Source organism: Pannonibacter phragmitetus (assembly GCF_050510895.1).
GTDB classification, from domain to species: Bacteria; Pseudomonadota; Alphaproteobacteria; order Rhizobiales; family Stappiaceae; genus Pannonibacter; species Pannonibacter phragmitetus_B.
In genome coordinates this window covers 896,021-909,513 of record NZ_JBNINT010000001.1, presented here as the reverse complement: position 1 = coordinate 909,513, position 13,493 = coordinate 896,021, and the positions used below count along the sequence as shown (strand labels likewise).

11 protein-coding genes and 1 pseudogene are annotated in these 13,493 nt (G+C 61.2%); 3 read left to right on the top strand and 9 right to left on the bottom strand.

The window, feature by feature from the left end:
• Nucleotides 1–38: 38 nt before the first annotated feature.
• Both ACQB61_RS04300 and ACQB61_RS04295 read right to left on the bottom strand, forming a co-directional pair.
• Entirely contained in the window at nucleotides 39–428 is a 390-nt protein-coding gene (locus ACQB61_RS04300; RefSeq protein ID WP_430511635.1) for a DoxX family protein, read from the bottom strand.
• Nucleotides 429–551: 123 nt separating this feature from the next.
• Nucleotides 552–1,454 carry a LysR family transcriptional regulator ArgP gene (locus ACQB61_RS04295; protein WP_430511634.1) on the bottom strand — a complete coding sequence of 301 codons (903 nt, stop codon included), beginning with the start codon at nucleotides 1,452–1,454 and terminating at the stop codon, nucleotides 552–554.
• A gap of 99 nt (nucleotides 1,455–1,553) precedes the next feature.
• On the opposite strand from ACQB61_RS04295, the gene ACQB61_RS04290 reads away from it, so the two are divergent.
• On the top strand, nucleotides 1,554–2,153 hold the full coding sequence (locus ACQB61_RS04290; protein WP_430511633.1) for a LysE/ArgO family amino acid transporter: 600 nt from the start codon (nucleotides 1,554–1,556) through the stop codon (nucleotides 2,151–2,153).
• 15 nt (nucleotides 2,154–2,168) lie between these two features.
• On the opposite strand, the gene ACQB61_RS04285 is transcribed toward ACQB61_RS04290, so the two are convergent.
• Nucleotides 2,169–3,497: a DUF930 domain-containing protein gene (locus tag ACQB61_RS04285; protein ID WP_430511632.1), complete on the bottom strand. Its 1,329-nt coding sequence runs from the start codon at nucleotides 3,495–3,497 to the stop codon at nucleotides 2,169–2,171.
• 389 nt (nucleotides 3,498–3,886) lie between these two features.
• On the opposite strand from ACQB61_RS04285, the gene ACQB61_RS04280 reads away from it, so the two are divergent.
• Entirely contained in the window at nucleotides 3,887–4,126 is a 240-nt protein-coding gene (locus tag ACQB61_RS04280; RefSeq protein WP_430511631.1) for a DUF2798 domain-containing protein, read from the top strand.
• Between the two features lie 63 nt (nucleotides 4,127–4,189).
• Here the strand turns inward: ACQB61_RS04280 and rpoD are convergent.
• The 4 genes and pseudogenes from rpoD to ACQB61_RS04260 form a co-directional block, all read right to left on the bottom strand.
• Nucleotides 4,190–6,204 (bottom strand): annotated as a pseudogene (rpoD, locus tag ACQB61_RS04275) (RNA polymerase sigma factor RpoD).
• Between the two features lie 470 nt (nucleotides 6,205–6,674).
• Nucleotides 6,675–7,313 (bottom strand): hypothetical protein, encoded by a 639-nt coding sequence (locus ACQB61_RS04270; RefSeq protein ID WP_430511630.1) that lies wholly within the window; start codon nucleotides 7,311–7,313, stop codon nucleotides 6,675–6,677.
• Nucleotides 7,301–8,695: a DNA primase gene (dnaG, locus tag ACQB61_RS04265; RefSeq protein ID WP_430511629.1), complete on the bottom strand. Its 1,395-nt coding sequence runs from the start codon at nucleotides 8,693–8,695 to the stop codon at nucleotides 7,301–7,303. The genes ACQB61_RS04270 and dnaG overlap by 13 nt, the downstream gene beginning before the upstream one ends.
• A gap of 190 nt (nucleotides 8,696–8,885) precedes the next feature.
• Nucleotides 8,886–9,353, bottom strand: coding sequence for a GatB/YqeY domain-containing protein (locus ACQB61_RS04260; RefSeq protein ID WP_430511628.1), 468 nt, complete (start codon nucleotides 9,351–9,353; stop codon nucleotides 8,886–8,888).
• A gap of 253 nt (nucleotides 9,354–9,606) precedes the next feature.
• On the opposite strand from ACQB61_RS04260, the gene carA reads away from it, so the two are divergent.
• Nucleotides 9,607–10,800, top strand: a complete 1,194-nt coding sequence (carA, locus tag ACQB61_RS04255; protein ID WP_430511627.1) for a glutamine-hydrolyzing carbamoyl-phosphate synthase small subunit — start codon at nucleotides 9,607–9,609, stop codon at nucleotides 10,798–10,800.
• A 174-nt stretch (nucleotides 10,801–10,974) separates the two neighbouring features.
• On the opposite strand, the gene ACQB61_RS04250 is transcribed toward carA, so the two are convergent.
• Complete coding sequence (locus ACQB61_RS04250; protein ID WP_430511626.1) at nucleotides 10,975–11,418, bottom strand: MerR family transcriptional regulator; 444 nt, start codon at nucleotides 11,416–11,418, stop codon at nucleotides 10,975–10,977.
• An 829-nt stretch (nucleotides 11,419–12,247) separates the two neighbouring features.
• Nucleotides 12,248–13,294 carry a helix-turn-helix domain-containing protein gene (locus ACQB61_RS04245; RefSeq protein ID WP_430511625.1) on the bottom strand — a complete coding sequence of 349 codons (1,047 nt, stop codon included), beginning with the start codon at nucleotides 13,292–13,294 and terminating at the stop codon, nucleotides 12,248–12,250.
• Nucleotides 13,295–13,493: the final 199 nt, after the last annotated feature.

Sequence of the window (13,493 nt, the reverse complement as noted above, 5' to 3'; positions counted from 1 at the left end):
GGAGCTGCGGCGTTCAAAAACCGTCTTGAGAGAGAGACTTAACGTGCGCCCCGCATGGCGTCGATGCTCCAGCGCCCGCCGCCTGCTGCCGCCAGATAGAGGAAGACGAAGCAGTAGAGCGCTGCCAGTTCGCCACCATTGAGGAGCGGATAGAAACCCTTGGGGTAGTGCGCCAAGAAATAAGCCACCGCCATGGTGCCGGAGGCCAGGAAGGCAACCGGGCGGGTGAAGAGGCCCAGCACCAGCAAGGCGCCGCCCACCAGTTCGATCACGCCTGCCATACCCGGAAGGGTGGTCACCGACACGCCGCTCATCTGCGTTGCAGGAATGCTGAGAAACTTGGTGGTTCCGTGCTGCAGAAACAGCAGGCCCGACATGATGCGCAGGGCGCTCAGAAAGTCAGCCGAAAAGCTGGTGAGAAAACGCATGGATGCCTCGTATTTATCTGATGAACGGCTTCCGGCCATTCTTCTGGAATCACGCATAACCGTTTCATATCCGGCATGCAATTGCATTCCTGAACGGCATTCTGTTCACTTTTTCGAGATGTTTTATTTGGCAGGAGCAAGAAGGCGATCTGCCGCAGCGGCACGAACGGCTTGCGTCAGCCGCAGCAGACCCGGAGCTGCGGAGCGGCTGATGTGCCAGTAGAGCGGCACGGCAAGCGGCGTTCCAGGCACCAGTTCCTCAAGGCGTCCATCTGCCATGTGCACTCTCACCAGAGGCTCCGGATTCATGCCCCAGCCAATGCCTGCGGCCGCCGCATCGACGAAGGCATGTGTGGAGGCGATGTAATGGGCAGGCATCACCACATCCTGACCGAAGGTCTGGCGCACCCAGGCGGACTGCAGCCCATCCTTCAGATTGTAGATCATGGCAGGGGCGCGGGCGAGGCTCTGCACATCCACACCTTGCGCAAACCAGCGGCTCATGAAGGCCGCGCTTGCCGTTGCCCGGTAAACCAGGCTGCCCAGCGGTACCACATCGCAGCCCTGCACCGGAGCCGGATCGGCGCTGACGGCGGCCCGCACCTCGCCCCGGCGCAGCCAGCCGGCGCTATGGTCCTGATCATCGATCTGAAGATCGAACAGCAGATCCCCTGCGCCTTGCATCGCCACCACGAACCAAGTGGCGAGGCTGTCCGCGTTGACGGCCACCCGCACGCCCGGCATGGGGCTGTCTTCCGCATCCGGCAGGCTGCTGCCGATGTCCTGCCACAAGCCCTGCTCCAGCAGCGCCACGTCCTCCGCATGCCGGGCAAGACGCTGGCCAGCGGGCGTCGGCAGGCAGGGCTGGCCGCGCACCACCAGCACCGTACCAAGCCGCTCTTCCAGCGCACGAATGCGCTGCGACACGGCGGAGGGTGTCAGATTGAGCTGACGTGCCGCCTTCTCAAAGCTGCCCAGCCGCAGCACGGCGGCCAACGCTTGCAGATGGCTTGCCTCAAGGCGCATTAGGCATTCTTCATCAAGATCAGAAACTTTAATTTCTCTAATCTCTCGAAGACCGGTAGTCAAACCGCAGCACATTGCCTCACATCACGGAGCCCTCCCTTGCTCACCGCCGCCCTTGCCGGATTCTTACTCTGCCTTGGCCTTATCGTGGCCATCGGCGCGCAGAATGCCTTTGTCCTGCGTCAGGGACTGAGGGGGCAGCATGTATTCTGGGTGTGCCTCACCTGTGCCATCTGCGATGTCTTTCTGATCACACTGGGCATCACCAGCTTCAAGGCCATCTCCGCCCTGCTGCCGGGCATCGAGCCGGTGCTGCGCTATGGCGGGGCAGCGTTTCTGCTGGCGTATGGGCTCAGGTCCATGCGCTCTGCCTGGCGCGGCGGCAATGCGCTGGATGCAGGCGGCGGGCAAAGCGCCTCGCTGAGGGCGACGATTGCCACGCTGCTCGCCATCACCTTTTTCAATCCGCATGTCTATCTGGATACGGTGATCCTGATCGGATCCATCGCCACCAACTATCCCGGCCATGAGATGGCCTTTGCGGCCGGCGCCAGCCTCGGTTCGCTCGTGTTCTTCTTCACCCTCGGCTATGGCGCAAGGCTGCTGCGCCCGCTCTTTGCCAAGCCCGCCTCCTGGCAGGTGCTGGACGGGCTAATCGCCATGGTGATGACGGGGTTGGCGGTGAAGCTGGTGGTCTGACAGCAGTCCCCTGCCTCAACTGCCCTCAATTAACGGGCAGACGTCGCTTTGCCCAGTCGGCGCGAGGTACAGGCCCCCCACTTCAAAGGCAAAGCTGACAACCCGCGTGATGCCAGCGTCCAGCTCGCAGCGCAGAGCGAGATTGTACCACTGGCCGCGCTCGCGGAAGGCCGTCTGCGGCGTCTGCAACACGTTGCCCGTCGCCAGCCGGAACGAGGGCAAGAGTTCAGGCACGCGTGGCGGATTGGAAAAGAGCAGCTGGGCGCGCAATTCGGTCATGCACAGCACATCCGCCCTCTCCTCCCGAGGCATGCCGCGTATGGCCGTCTGGGCCCGCACACCGCCATTGCTGCGCGTCGAGAAAAGCTGGCGCGCCATATTGAGCGGCACACCGCCCGCCACAATCTGCCCGGCGGCTCTGCCGCCTCCCACCGGAGGCTTGGGCTTGGGTACCGCCAGTGCCACGATCGGGCCGACAGCGCCGAAATCGTCTGCTGCCGCCTCGGCCTCACCCGGCGCGAGAGAAGGCAGCTCCCCATCGGCAGCGGCCGGTGCTTCAGCGGCTGGGGCGGGTTCCAGCCCTGCTTCATCTGCGGTGGCTTCCGCCTGCGCAGCAAGCTCTGCAAGCGCATCAGCCTCCGCTGCCTGAGTTTCCGCTTCCGGCGCCGTCTCTGCCTCGTCTACGGTCTCTTCGGCCATCTGGTTTTCAGCCTCAGGGCCGTTCTGCGGCTCGGCCTCACCTTGCCTCTCCGGTTCGGTTTCCGGCGCTTCCGCCGCAGAGCCATCCAGCGACACTTCGGGGCCGGTGTCCTCCTCGCCGAACTCCGTCACCGGCTGCAAGACCGGATAAGGCTGCTGCGGCACCACGGGCAAAGGCGCTTCGGCCACCTGTGTCTGCTCAGGCTCTGGTTCGGGTTCTGGCTGCGCCTGCGCTTCTTCCGGAGCCTCTTCAGGGGCCGGTTCTGGCACCGCTTCAGGTTCCGGCTCAGGTTCTGGTTCCGGGGCAGCCGCTTCCGGCTCAGGCGCGGCCTCAGGCTCCGGCGCAGCTTCCGGTTCGGGCTCAGGTTCTGGCGTTGTTTCCGGCTCGGGCTGCACCTCCTCCTGCGGCGGGGGCACCAGCGCCACCTCCACCACCTCAGGCTCAGGCGTCATGTCCGGAAACGGCAGACTGACATTGGTGAAGAGCACAAGCGCCAGCAGTCCGTGCAGGGCAAGCGACAGCATCAGCGCCAGCGCAGGACCGTCCCGGTCCTCACGCCCGCCCGCACCTGCCCTGCGCTCTCTGCCCCTGTCGGCCCTGACCTTGTCTGCCGTGAGCTTGTCCGCCCTGACCTCTTGCTCCATGCCCCCTTCCTACCCGCTCCCGCAGGCAAAGGGAGGCATGGTGTGAGCGGATTGATCATCTTTTTGGGAGGAAGAAGCCGACGTCCGCATCAGGATAAGGATGAGAACAATGCCACCCCCTCACGCCGTCCTGGCCTTGAGCCGGGATGACGATGGTGAGGTGTGGTAAGGGCGGATAGAAGATGGAGAGACGAAGGGCGCAGGGCGGCGGGGGCTTGCGCAGGGCGGCTCGGCATCTTATCAAGAGGAGCCGTCATTCCGGCCGTAAGCGTTTACGTGAGGCAACGCATCCAGACCTGAAGCCGTCCGCAAGGGCGCTCACGCACAAGGTTCGTGATGCGATTTTTATATGCCCTCACGGCGGCTTTTTCCCTGCAAAGGAAATTCGAATGCAGCTCAGGCGCTTTCCCGCCCGCTACGCGGGCATCCTCATGCCGTTTATCCTGTCCATCCTCATGACACTGGTTGTGTCTGCCGTCGCAACGGCGAAGAACCTCGGCTTCGGGCCTGACTTCCTGTCGAACTGGCCTTCCGCATGGGCGCTGTCATGGGTCATCGCCTTCCCGGCGCTGCTCATTGCCCTGCCGCTCACACGCCGCCTCGTCCGCCTTCTGGTCGATCCGGCATAAACAGGAAAAGGCCGGAGCGTTGCCGCTCCGGCCTTCTCTTCATTCTGTTGAACCGCCGCGTCCTCAGCTGTCGAGGAAGGAGCGGAGCTTGCGGCTGCGGCTCGGGTGCTTGAGCTTGCGCAGGGCCTTGGCTTCGATCTGACGGATACGCTCACGCGTCACCGAGAACTGCTGGCCAACTTCTTCCAGCGTGTGGTCGGTGTTCATGCCGATGCCGAAGCGCATGCGCAGCACGCGCTCTTCACGCGGGGTGAGCGAGGCGAGCACGCGGGTCGTGGTTTCGCGCAGGTTCGACTGGATAGCCGCATCGATGGGCAGAACTGCGTTCTTGTCCTCGATGAAGTCGCCGAGGTGAGAATCCTCCTCGTCGCCAATCGGGGTTTCCAGCGAGATCGGCTCCTTGGCGATCTTCAGGACCTTGCGGACCTTTTCCAGCGGCATCTGCAGCTTTTCGGCCAGCTCTTCCGGGGTCGGCTCGCGGCCGATCTCGTGCAGCATCTGGCGCGAGGTGCGCACGATCTTGTTGATCGTCTCGATCATGTGCACCGGAATACGGATGGTACGGGCCTGATCGGCGATCGAACGGGTGATCGCCTGCCGGATCCACCACGTCGCATAGGTGGAGAACTTATAGCCGCGCCGGTACTCGAATTTGTCCACCGCCTTCATCAGGCCGATGTTGCCTTCCTGGATCAGGTCGAGGAACTGCAGGCCGCGGTTGGTGTATTTCTTGGCGATGGAGATCACGAGGCGCAGGTTGGCCTCCACCATCTCCTTCTTGGCGATGCGCGCTTCACGCTCGCCCTTCTGCACCATGGACACGATCTTGCGGAACTCGGTGATCTCGAGACCCGTTTCCGTTGCCAGCGTCTGGATCTCCTGACGCAGCTCGCGGATCATGTCCTTTTCCTTGGCGACAAAGTTCTTCCAGCCGCGCGTCGCAAGATTGGCCACCTTGCGCAGCCAGTTCGGGTCCAGCTCGGCACCCTGATACTGCTTGAGGAAGTCCGTGCGGTCCACGCCATGGCTGTCGGCAAGGCGCAGCAGACGCCCTTCATAGCCCATCAGGCGCTTGTTGATGTCATAGAGCTGCTCGACCAGCGCATCGATGCGGTTCTGGTTGAGCGACAGGCTCTTCACATCGGCGACCAGCTCTTCCTGGATCTTCTTGTAGCGGCGCTCCTGGCTCGGCGACAGGGTCTTGTTGGAGAGCTTGTTCTCCACCAGCTGATCCTGCAGGCGGCGCAGCTTCTTGTAGCTGTCAGCGATGCTGTCGAAGGTTTCCAGAACCTTTGGCTTCAGTTCCGCTTCCATGGCAGAGAGGAGACGTTGGACTCGAATTCGTCCTCTTCCTCTTCGCCTTCCTCGGGCAGTCCCTCAGGCGCGCCCTCCTCACGCGGGGCGCTGCCGGCAGCCGGGCTGCGCGGTTCGCCATCGCCTTCCTCTTCCTCGTCGCCCTCTCCTTCGCCCGCCACGGGGCCGCCACGGGCATCCGGGCCGGCATAGGTCGCTTCAAGGTCGATGATGTCGCGCAGCAGAACCTTGCCTTCGTTCAGCTCGTCGCGCCAGATGATGATGGCCTGGAAGGTCAGCGGGCTTTCGCAGAGCCCGGCGATCATGGCCTCGCGGCCAGCTTCGATGCGCTTGGCGATAGCGATTTCGCCCTCGCGGGACAGAAGCTCAACGGAGCCCATCTCGCGCAGGTACATGCGCACCGGGTCGTCGGTGCGGTCGGTTGGCTCGCGGCCGGAGCTGGCCTTGGCAATCGCCGTCGGGCTGGCAACGGCGATTTCGCCGCCCTCTTCCGCGTCGTCGGTCTGGGCTTCTTCGACTTCGTCGCTGTCGATCACGTTGATGCCCATGTCCGAAAGCATGGCCATCGTGTCCTCGATCTGCTCGGAAGACACGTGCTCGGAGGGCATCACCTCATTCAGCTCGTCATAGGTGACATAGCCGCGCTTCTTGGCGGCCTTGATCATTCGCTTGACGGCAGCATCAGAAAGATCGAGCAGCGGGCCATCCTGACCTTCTGCTGCCGCTTCCTGGGTTTCTTCCGTCTGCGTCGCTTTCGCTACCATATTCTGCTCCAGAACCGCCGCATGTCTGCGGCGCCGTGCCCGGCTGTTCGCCCACATCCGAACCATCAGACTGCCTTCCGGCGCGCGGGGAACGCGCAGCTCTCGAAGACCTTGCGATGATTCGGCTTTTAAATCGGTGTCCCTTAAGTCCTACTTAACCGTACCGGAATGCCCTGCATCCGCAGGGTGGAAACCGGACGAGTGACGCCACACCGCCCCGGCAAATGCCAGACCGGCAGACAATTCCTCAGGATATGCAGCGCGACTGAATGTTCCGCTCGTGGCTCTTGCCATCATGAACGCTGTGGGCTGCCTGAATTCCCCTATTTAGCTCGACGCCACCGATTCGCAAGTGTGATTCGCGAATCGTCAATGTGATTCGCGAAATAGCCACAGTCAGAACGCAGTCTGGACCGTGAATGCCGCCCTTTGCCGGGTTCAACGGCACATCCCGAGGACCTGCCTCGCGGTTAATGTGGGGACGAAGCCGCCTGATTGCCATGGCCTGGCACCATTGCAGGGCCTGCATGGCGCAATTTTTTCGCACGTTCAGCCAGTTCACCCTCCTCACGGGCGCATTCCTCACGCCGGCGGGAAAGGTCTTGCGTCAGGCCGCGGATACGGTTCCAGGCCAGTTCGTCAAAGGCGTGTTCGGCAGCAGCCAGTTCCTGCTTCAGCTCCTGTTCCAGCGCCATCAGCTCAATCTGGTCAAGGAAGTGCAGGAAGGCAGCTTCGATGAAATCTTCCGGCGGCGTCGCCTTGAGCAGCGGAAAGCGCTGGAAGAGGCCGGAGAAGTCACCGTGCTTCTGCGCGCCCGCCTCGTCCGCCGTCATCACCTCATGCAGGATCTTGTAGAAGCTGTCATCGACACCTTCAGCCAGCTGCGCTGCGGTCAGGCTGTTGAAGTCACGTGCCACGCGGCACAGTGCATTGCGGAAGCCCGCATGCAGCGGATCGGCAAAGGGAAGGCTGGCAACCCGCTCGATGTGTTTGTCGAGCAGGTCGGGGAATTTCACGCACATCCCGCAGACCAGACGCTCTGTGCCGAACAGCGGCCCCTGCGGCGCAGTGATGGCCTCACCGCCCGGCCCGCGCGTCAGAAGCTGCAAGGCAACGGCGGCTTCCCCGGCCGCCCGCGTCCGCGCTCTGCGCCCTGTCCCCAACTCTGCCGCTGGCCCTGAGCCGCGCTGCGCTGGCGGCGGGAATGCTCGTAGAACAGGTTCGAAAGGCGCAGGCGGAAATCCAGCTGATAGCGCTTGCGCACCCGCTCGTCGGCGATGGTGCCGATCAGATCCTCGAAACGCTTTTCCAGTGCAGCCTTGCGTTCCGGCGTGTCCAGATTGGCGGTGCTGATCTCGCGCTCCCAGACTGCCTCGAACAAGGGCTGCGCCTTGGCGGCCTCCTCATGGAACCCGGCAATTCCGCGTGCCTTGATCAGGTCGTCCGGGTCCTGCCCGTCCGGCAGGAAGCAGAACTGGAAGGAATGGCCGCTGCGCAGCACCGGCAAGATCCGGTCAATCGCCCGGTGCGCCGCGGAAATGCCCGCCGCATCACCGTCAAAGCAAACGACGGGCTCAGCCGCCAGCTTCCACAGCCGCAGCACCTGATCCTCGGTGAAAGCCGTGCCAAGGGTCGCCACCACATGGCGCAGGCCCGCCTGCCACAGGGCGATGGCATCGAGGTAGCCCTCCACGACAAAGGCCTGCCCGCTCTTGAACGCAGGCTCGCGCGCCCGGTGGGCGTTGAACAGCATGACGCCCTTGTGGAAGAGCGGCGTTTCCGGCGAGTTGAGATATTTCGGCTGGCCATCGGGGTCGAGAGTACGCCCGCCGAAAGCGACGACACGGCCACGCTCATCATGGATCGGGATCATCAGCCGCCCGCGGAAGCGGTCATAGGAGGGGCGGCCATCGTCCGGCTTGATCACCAGACCGGCCTCCACCATCACCGCCTCCTCGACACCCTTGTCCGTCAGATAGTGTTTCAGGCTGTCGCGGGTATCGGGCGCGAAGCCAAAGCGGAACTCGTTCAGGGTCTCGGCACTGAGCTGACGGCGCTGCACATAAGCGCGGGCCGTCTGACCGCGCGGGCCACAAAACTCCATCTGGAAAAACTGCGCCGCCATTTCGCAGACTTCCGCAAGACCGGCCTTCTTGCGCTCCTGCCGGGCAATCTTCGGATCAGCAACGGGAAGCGCAACGCCGGCCTGCTCCGCCAGCCGCTCCACCGCTTCGGGAAAACTCAGGCCCTCCGTATCCGTCAGAAAGCGGAAGTGATCGCCCGATGCGCCGCAGCCGAAGCACTTGTAGCGCCCGCGCCGGTCATCGACGTGAAAGCTGGGCGATTTTTCCTGATGAAAGGGGCAGCAAGCCCAGAAGTCTCCCCGCCCCGGCTGCGTCTTGCGCCGGTCCCAGCTCACACGCCGGCCCACGATGTCCGAAAGGCTCAGCCGTGCCTTGATTTCGTCCAGTAGCCGGTTGTCGAAACGCATGAAACCTGTCCGGAAGCCGGGAATGGCCCGCAGGGCCGGAGGCATCCGGCCATGGCGGCAAGTGGATTACATTAGCCTTGAGTGCCCCGTTGAGGGAAGCAGTGACTTAAAGCGCGAGGGCGCCACCTGCAAGGGCATCCCCGCAAACCGGGGTGAGCGGGCAGTCTTTAACAGCCTTGCCCGGTGCGCCTCAGCTGTCTCCGGGCCGGGTGCGCAGCAGATCCTTCACCAGGCAGGAGGCTTGCACGAAGTCCATCTGGCCCGGATAGCGCTCCTTGAGGGAGTTCATGCAGCGGCCAATGTCACGCAGCCCCTGCGCCTCAATATCCGAGATGGTTTCAGCGCAGATACGGCGCATTTCATCCTCGCCCATCTGGCGAGGCAGAAATTCGCGGATGATCTGGCTTTCTTCCTCTTCCTGAACGGCCAGGTCCACCTGTCCGGCCTCTTCATAGGCCTGACGGGATTCCTCGCGCTGCGCCAGCATCCGCTTGAGAAACTGATGCACCTCTTCATCAGTGATTCCGTCACGGCCGCTGTCACGTGCAGCGGCCTCACGATCCTTGATGGCAGTCAGGATGAGGCGGAGGGTGGCAGCGCGGCGTTTGTCGCCGGCCTCAAGCGCATCCTTCAAGGACGCACTGATGTCTTCGCGCATGTCTTGCCCCTAATAACCACGAATATGACCGCTGAAAGACGCCCTCTTACCCGGCCATTTGCCCACATGCAATGTACCAAGCGAACAAGCCCTTGATTCAAGGTCTTTTTATTCCCGAACACCAATGTTGACCTGCCGGGGCGCTTCCCCTACATTCCCGCGCTTGAAGCACGGGGCTAGCGCCTGGCTCGGGTTCGGCATATCCGGGCGTTCGGTGCCCATGATGTCACCAACAACACCGAGATTGCAAGACATGACGACCGCGACTGCAGACGCGTGGGCCATACCGCCTGCCACCGCACTTCTGGTGCTGTCCGATGGCACCGTGATCGAGGGCCAGGGCCTTGGGGCCGAAGGTGAGGCCGTTGCAGAAGTCTGCTTCAACACCGCCATCACCGGCTACCAGGAAATCCTGACCGACCCCTCCTACGCCGGCCAGATCGTAACCTTCACCTTCCCGCATGTGGGCAACGTGGGTGCGAACGAGGACGATATCGAGACGCTGAACATGGCGTCCGCCTCTGGCGTGCGTGGCACGGTGCTGAAGGCCGATGTCACCTCCCCGTCCAACTACCGCTCCGTCCGCCGCTTTGACGAGTGGCTGAAGGCACGCGGCATCATCGGGATCAGCGGTATCGACACCCGCGCCCTGACCGCCCGCATCCGCGACCTCGGTGTGCCGAATGCGGTCATTGCCTATCATCCCGATGGCAAGTTCGACATCGACGCGCTGAAAGCCAAGGCCGCTGCCTGGCCGGGCCTCGAAGGCATGGACCTTGCCAGGGACGTGACCAGTGGCCAGAGCCAGAGCTGGACCCAGACCCCCTGGGTCTGGGAAGAAGGCTACGGCGAGCAGCAGGACAAGGAATTCAATGTCGTCGCCATCGACTACGGCGTGAAGCGCAACATTCTGCGCCTTCTGGCCGATGCGGGCTGCAAGGTGACCGTTGTTCCGGCCGAGACTCCGGCAGACGAGATCCTCGCCATGAACCCGGACGGGGTGTTCCTGTCCAATGGCCCCGGCGATCCGGCGGCCACTGGCACCTATTCCGTCGCCACCATTCAGGCGCTGGTGAACAAGGGGCTGCCGGTCTTCGGCATCTGTCTCGGCCATCAGATGCTGGCGCTGGCGCTCGGCGGCAAGACCGTGAAGATGCATCAGGGCCATCACGGTGCGAACCATCCCGTCTTCGACCACACCACGGGCAAGGTGGAAATCACCTCCATGAACCATGGCTTTGCCGTGGACAAGGAAAGCCTGCCGGACACCGTGGAAGAGACCCATGTCTCCCTGTTTGACGGCACCAACTGCGGCATTCGCCTCAAGGGCAAGCCCGTGTTCTCGGTGCAGTATCACCCGGAAGCCTCTCCTGGCCCGCGTGACAGCCACTACCTGTTCCAGCGCTTCACCGAAGTGATGCGTGAGGCAAAGCAGGCAAGCGCCTGATACGCTGACAGCACACAGCTACGGCAAATAAACGCCCCGGCAAGCATTACGCTTCCGGGGCGTTTTGTCAGGTGCAGCGCAAGTCACGCTGTTGTCAGATGCAAACAGAACACAAAAGAAACGGAGCCCGGCCTGCCGTCCGGACTCCGGTCTTCAATATCTGCGATGCAGGACTCAGGATACGGCAATCAGCCGGTCGAGGGACTGCATTACGTGATCGACTTCCGCAACTTGCTCCTGCAGCAGCGCATGCTGTTCACGCAGCATGTCCTGCTGACCCGCACAGATGCCGCGCAGCTCTTCCAGCTGGCTGCGGCGGGGCGTGTTGCTTTCAACGAGCTTCAGAACGCGGCGAATTTCGGTCAGGGTCAGGCCAATCTTCTTGGCCTGAAGGATGACGCGCATCCGGCCCACATCACGGGCGGAATAGAAACGGCGCGCACCTTTACGCACCGGATTGATGAGGCCCTTTTCCTCGTAGAAACGCAGGGTCCGGAGCGTCACGCCGAAATTCTCCGACATTTCGGAGATCGCAAGGAGTTTCGGCTCGCCGCCTTCATCCACAACCGGACCTGCAATATCCGGAATGACGACCATATTGGGTGCTAAGCTGTTCATCGTTTTCTAGCCTGGTGGTTGAACAGGGCGTGACAAATGAATGCGCCAGAGCAGATCCCGGCCACCTCCCACCTTGGAGACCCGGATCTTTGGGAGCACTTTCCGCATTTCGCACTGCGCAACGAGACGCCCCTAAAAGGCACCGCAAACACAACGCTCATTTACGTCACGGGCACTAATATGCCACCCATTTCACGTATCCACCTTCTCATATGACGCCATTTTTCGATCACCCTGCACTTTAATTCTGCAAAGAAACGTCAGGGCCAACAATAAAAAATAGGAAAAATTGGAGAATTACGATCACAAATGAATAAACAACAAAGAATATATAAAATACAATTAATTGATAAATGAGATTTACGAATTATCAATATAGATATATAAAGACTACATAACAAAACAACAAGAAACTGAAGACGGAAACAGCCACAACAGACCGCGATATCATTGATATAAATATCTAATCCTTATGGACCAAAAGGCACTAAACCTTACTGAAAGTGTCCAGTTATTGCCCAATATCACACAACCAGAATGAGAGAGGATCCTGCAGCCTGGATGTGCAGAAAGTAGTTTTCAGCCCCCACGCAGCATTGAGTGGCCCGAAAAATAAAGCCGGATCGATTCGTTACTTGCCTAATCTTGAATGTTTGATGGAAGAGCAAACTGCGCGTGTATCTGCCTCTGAGGCATACACGCAGGTGCCGGAACATCCGGTTTTGCCGGGCCAGCCATGCATCTTCGCAGGGCGCTCAAACGCTGCGAGGCAATACCTGTCGCGCCTCGACTGAGAGACCGCGGCAGCCATTGACAATCTTTCAGCCAGTCAGCGGCGCGCTTCAGTCCTGCGCCACTCGCTCGGGGTCATGCCAAACCAGCGTTTGGCAGCGCGGGTAAAATTGCCCACGGCCGAGAAACCAAGACGGAACGAAACTTCTGAAATTGGCAAGCCGGTCGTGCGCAGAAGATCTGCTGCAATTCCACGGCGAACATCATCATGCAACTCGTGGAAGGTAACCCCCTGCTCGCTCAGCCTGCGCTGCAGCACACGGCCACTGACGCCAACAGCACGCGCAACACTTTCAAGAGAAAGGTCCTTCTCTCCGACACGGCGGGCAATTTCCTCACTGACCAGCGCGGTAATACCTGACAGCCGTCCACGATCCGCAAGCCGCCGCATAGCCAGCTCTACCAGGGACTCAAAGAGAATCGGATACGCCCCCGGCAGCGGTTTGTCAGCCAGCTCTACCGGCAGGCTGATCGCCGAGTGATTCTGGTCAAATTGCACATTTGGCCCGAAACACTGCCGGTGCAGCCGCGCATCCTCCGGCCTTTCCCGTTCCAGGCGCACCACAACATTCTTGAAGCAGTCTGGCCCAGCCGCCAAGGACAGGAACATGCACGTCAGCATGGCGATGCAATCATTCAGCTGATCGCGCAGCACAACCCGGGGAACATGGCGCCAGATCACCTCAAGCCGGCCGGAAACCTGCCGGACCTCACAAGCCTCAAGGTCAACAATCGATGCATGAGCCTCCTCAAACACCTCGAAGAGACGGCGCAATGTCGGCGCATAAGGCAAGGCAAGAACAAGCGCATGGGTCGGAACGACCGGCTCCATGACGGAAGACCTCAAGCCGATCAGCGGATCATCCAGCAGCTTACCCGCCTGTTGGAGAAGACAAGCGACGTCATTCATCGGAAGGTAGCGCTCGTAACGTCCTTCGGCAGGCGGCAGCATGACGCCAGCCTTGCGCGCCACCTCTTCTATCGAAAGGCCATTGCGCTCCAGGTGCCGCGCAAGCGGTTCAATGATCTGCCCGGCAACTTCTGCCACTCCGGATGAAGACCCCAACTTTTCCTCGCGCAGCATGTCTATACATTTCAGTAGTGTAACCCGAGCCAGATCCATGAATTTCCAGCAAGAATCTTTCCCGGAAGGGCCTCTGTATAATCACCAATGCGCCCGGACGAGAACCTTGAAAACAAGATATCACGCTAGGTCATATATTAACCTTACCAATTCGAAAGAAATTTCTTCATCATTTGTCTCAATTGTATTTTACCTTCTG